The organism is Roseixanthobacter psychrophilus, from assembly GCF_043195195.1.
GTDB lineage: Bacteria > Pseudomonadota > Alphaproteobacteria > Rhizobiales > Xanthobacteraceae > NCEH01.
This window is the reverse complement of the sequence record NZ_JBAFWT010000093.1, coordinates 1-4422: the sequence shown is the minus strand read 5'-3', so window position 1 is coordinate 4422 and position 4422 is coordinate 1. Positions and strand designations below refer to the sequence as shown.

Below are 4422 nucleotides of genomic sequence, written 5' to 3'. Positions count from 1 at the left end.
CCGCCAGCACGCCGGTGGGATACATCCACCCATCGCGCCAGATCTGCGGCCGTGCCCAGACGAACGTCTCGGCCACGTCCCAGGTGAGGCCGTCGCCCACCGCCCGCAGGATGCGAGGCCAGACCGCAGCGGCGTCCTCCGGCAGCAAATTGAACCCGGCGAAATAGTGCAGATGGTCGAGCGGGTAGCCCAGCGCGACGGTGCCGGCATCGAGCGTGGTCTCGTGCAGAGCCCATTCCTCGGCGGTCACCCAGTCGTAGTCCTCAAGCTGCAGGAGATCGAACGCCGGGTGGCTCCAGCGCTCCACCGGCAGGTTGATGGCCGTGAGGATGGGCGCGCCGGGCATCAACACTTGCGGGGTAAACACCAGCAACAGCACGGTGACGCCAGGGTGCGCGGTGCGCATCTCATCCCGCAGCCACAGGGTCGAGGCGCCCAGCTTGTCGCCCAGCCACGCGAGATAGGCCGCGTGAATGCCGATCGCCTGCGTCGAGCTGGTGATGCGCGGAGTCGGCACCGGCAGGCCGGTCTCGGCCGTGTAGAGCGCGGTGGTCGCCGCGTCATAGATGCACGGGCCGCCGCCGCCGAAGCTGCCGTCCCACCACCAGGGCTCGCCGATCTGATAATAGAGCGCGCCGCCGGCGGCCGACACAGCGCCCAGCAGCCAGTCGGCGATGCCGCGCAGATAGCCCAGCGCGGCCGTGCTGCAGGGTGAGATGAGCGTCGAGGGCGGCGACCACCCGGTGCGGGCGCCGGCGCCCGCCTGATCCGCCTGCTGCCACGCGGTGGGGCAGATGCTCGCGAGGATCTCGTAGGATTGCGAGAGCACGATTCGGTAGCCGCGCGCCGTGAGGCGGGCGAACAGGTCTTCGAACCAGGCGCGCGAGGCCGCGCTCACCGGCTGGGCGGGATCGACCACCAGGCGCCCTTCGCCCGCGTCATAGACCAGCTCGTGCAGGTGGGAGGCGCCCACATAAATCACATACCAGTCGCGGTAGCCGAGCTGCCAGATGCCCTCGACGATCCGCTGCGGGGTGAGCAGATAGGCGTCGTCGTACCCGTCCGTCATCCGCAGGCGGTGCGGCTGAACCTCGATTTCGGTGCGCTTAAGAGTCGAAAAAGAGCCCGTGACGGTGATCTCACTCAGCTCGATCGTCACGTCGAGCGGCGTGATGGGCGCGCTGGAGCCCTCCTCATAATCCGCCGGCGACACGCCAAAAAACACGCTGCTGATCCGGTGCCAGGGGATCACCTGGCGCTGCGCGCCGTCGGTAATGTCGTAACCGCCATAGACCGGCCCCGCGAAATCGAGTCGGATCGTGCCGGAGGTGCCGCCGCCGCCCGCGATCACATAATTGGCGAGCCGGACGTAATAGGCCGCGCCCGCGTCGTCCTCGACCGAGAGCACCAGGCCGTCAGCATCGTCGAGCCGAGGCAGGCCGGTGAGCGCGTAATTGAGCTGCAGCACCGTGCCGAGGTAATTGCCGCTGGTGAGCCACCGGCACGCCTTGGCATTCCAATGGTCCTCGCTCTCCCATTTGAGGCCGACCGTGTCGCCGCGCGTGCGCAAGGTGGCGGTCAGGCGCAGCGCGTCGTCGCCCAGAGTGATGACCGAGGCCGAGGCGGTGAGCGGATGGTCCACCGTCCAGTAGCGCGGTTCAAATCGGCGGATGACGCGCGCGGTCGACGCCGTCCCGCGCCCCGCATGCGCGCCGAAGAACGGTGGATATGTGACGCCGTGGCTCACGCGGTTGAGCCTGACAGCAACCAAACGGCCGGGCCGCCGGCGGGCGCCGCGAGCAGCAGCACGGTGGCGATGCCCCAGCGTGCGGCGATCTGGTCATGGCCCGCGAATTCCGCGTGCATCTCGTGCCCAACCGACGCCGTGAAGCGCACGGCGCCGGTGCCAGCCCGCACGGCAAGCGCCGAAATGCCCCGCGTTGAAAGGCCCGGCAGGGTCAGCAGGATATCGGTAGCAGCGTCGCAGACCAGCACCGCACCGTCGTCATCCGCCGAGAGCTGGCGCGAGGCGGTGACGTCCACGATCCGCGCGGGCCCGCCCAGCCCGCCCGGCGCCGCGAACCGCACCGGCCCGAGGTCACGCACGCCGAAGAGGAAGTCGCGGGCGGGATCGAACCCCACGACCGGCGTGTCGGAATTGCTGGTGATGTCGCGCGTGCTACCCGGCATCGGATGCACTCCAGACGATGGCAGCGGCCGCCTCGGCCGAGGCCGCGTCCGCGACCGCCGCCGAAAGCGCCTGCAGGCGTTCCTGACAAGCCACCACATGGGCCTTGCCCGCCGCCCCGGCCGCCTGGATCTGGCCGATGGTATGCGGACGATAGGCCCACACCTCCGCCTCGTCCGCGCACCAGAAGGGCGTTGACCAGTCGGCCGGCAGGTCCGGCAGGAGCGAGGCGGCGACAGAGCCCAGCAGATTGACCTGATCGGTCGGCTGCGAGGGATAGGTGTGCGGCGCGCCGAGCGCGGCCGAGCCGAACCCGCCGAGTATGGCGGCCGCGCAAGCCTCGCGCAGCGCGGCAATTATCGCCTCTTTGGTCGGCACGGGCGCCGACCAGGGGGCGGGCGCCGCGAACGCCGTGCCGTCGAAAATTGCGCCCAGCTCGCAGTCGGCCGGGCACGGCACGAAATGGGCAAGCAGGTCCGCATGGATCATCTCGGCGATCTCAAAACCGTAGGGCGGCGTGATGATCTCCACCACGACAGCATCAAGCAGCCGCGCAAATCGTGCCATCAGAACTCTCCTCACCAGGTGATGATCACCAAGCCGTTTGCGCCGCCGCCGCCCCCGCCGCCATTCACGCCGCCGCCCCCGCCGCCGCCGGGAAACGTGCCGCCGAAACCATGCCCCATGCCGGTGCCGATGGAGATGGAGGGGGGCGTAAAGCCGCCGCCGAAAGGCGATGCGCCACCGACGCCCTGCACCTCCGACGTGCCGCTCGGATAGCCGTTGCCGCCGCTCATGCCGCCGAGCGCCAGCCCCCCGGCGGCGCTACCGCCGGCGCCGATGCTGCCTGCTGTCCCCGAGGTCGATCCGCCACCGCCACCGCCGCCGCCGCCGGTTGCGAACGCGCCGAAACTGCTCGTGCCGCCCGCACCGCCGTTGGTGCCGAGGCCGTTGCCACCGGCCCCGCCGACGCCGACCGTGACCGATACGCCCACGCCGGGGGTCACCGCGAAAAGGCCTGGAGCGTAGCCGCCGCCGCCGCCACCGCCGCCGTTGGAGCCAGGCCCCCAGCTGCCGCCGCCGCCGCCCGCACCGCCCCACACCTGCGCCCGGACCGTGCGAATGTTCGCGGGCGGCACGAATGTCCCGCTCGCCAGATACGCGGCCATACCCGGCTGCAATGCCGTCACGAGATCGTTGTGAGAGAGGGCCTCGGGCGCCGTCGTCACCAGCTGAAAACCGGAACCGTCGAAGATCACCGTGGCGATGCCGGCTCCGGGGATGTCCCCATCCACCAGAGCGCTGCCGCCATAACGGACGATCGGCGCGGCCCCAACGCCCACCACAGTCAAGATGGCCGCCCCGGTGGAGCGCAGCGGTGCAAAGATCCGCAGCGGCACACCGGTAAGCGCGGCGAGGGAGGGCGGCGCCGGATCGAGCGCGATGGTGAGCGCGTTGGCGGTGCCGCCGGCGCCGAAATAATTGAGACGCTGCGAGCGGATCGCCGCCATCAACTGCCGCCAATCGGCCGCATCCGGCACGCCGCCGCAGCGCTCGATGAACTGGACCAGCTCCTCCTGGAGGCCGTTGAGCCATGCCGCCGCGACCTCGGTGCCCTGCACGCCGGCGAGCGCATCGCGCCCGCGAAAGCCTCGGCGGCCGCCGCCGATATCGGTCGTTCCTGGTGCGGTGATCCGATCCATGATGCCTCGCTATCCCGGCAGAACCAGGAACGCTCCGTTGCTGATGAGGGGCAGGCCGTCGGCTGTGAGCAGCGCATACGGCGTTTGGGTGGGCAGGTACGAAAACACGACTTCCGTGTGCGCCGGCGCGGCGCGGCGGATGTCGCATTCGATGTCCGAGAGCGCGAAATCATAGAGCCGGTCGCCGGCCTGGCTCTCGCCGGCGCGGAACACGCTCCACTCGCCCAGCGCCAAAATCACCTTCCAAATGAACTGCTGCGGGCTCTCGATCAGCTCATCACCGGCGTGCAGCAAGCCCACCTGAGTGGTGTGCGCTTCCTCGATCGTGATGATGACGCCGCGCTTGGCGGCGAGCGCCACATAATAGGCGATGCTCTGCCCGCCTCGGGCGGTCCACCGCTGGTGCGCCAGCTGCTGGCGCGCCGAGCGCGTCATGGTCGAGGGATCGCGGCCGCACGGATCGGCGCCGAGCACCCGCTCGAAATCCTCAAGACAGAGCACCGCCGTGCGCGGGTCCACCTCGTCCATCAT

Annotated in this window: 5 protein-coding genes; all 5 read right to left on the bottom strand. The window is 69.9% G+C overall.

The window, feature by feature from the left end; genetic code table 11:
• The coding region (locus V5F77_RS28235) for a non-contractile tail sheath protein (protein ID WP_429008389.1) at nucleotides 1-1747 on the bottom strand (1747 nt) is incomplete at its 3' end.
• Nucleotides 1744-2190 carry a hypothetical protein gene (locus tag V5F77_RS28230; protein WP_429008388.1) on the bottom strand — a complete coding sequence of 149 codons (447 nt, stop codon included), beginning with the start codon at nucleotides 2188-2190 and terminating at the stop codon, nucleotides 1744-1746. The genes V5F77_RS28230 and V5F77_RS28235, both read right to left, overlap by 4 nt.
• Nucleotides 2180-2755: a DUF4376 domain-containing protein gene (locus V5F77_RS28225; protein ID WP_429008387.1), complete on the bottom strand. Its 576-nt coding sequence runs from the start codon at nucleotides 2753-2755 to the stop codon at nucleotides 2180-2182. The genes V5F77_RS28230 and V5F77_RS28225 overlap by 11 nt, the downstream gene beginning before the upstream one ends.
• 11 nt (nucleotides 2756-2766) lie before the next feature.
• Nucleotides 2767-3891 carry a glycine-rich domain-containing protein gene (locus V5F77_RS28220; protein ID WP_429008386.1) on the bottom strand — a complete coding sequence of 375 codons (1125 nt, stop codon included), beginning with the start codon at nucleotides 3889-3891 and terminating at the stop codon, nucleotides 2767-2769.
• A 9-nt stretch (nucleotides 3892-3900) separates the two neighbouring features.
• Nucleotides 3901-4422 (bottom strand): YmfQ family protein (locus V5F77_RS28215; RefSeq protein WP_429008385.1); only part of this gene is annotated, 522 nt, incomplete at its 5' end.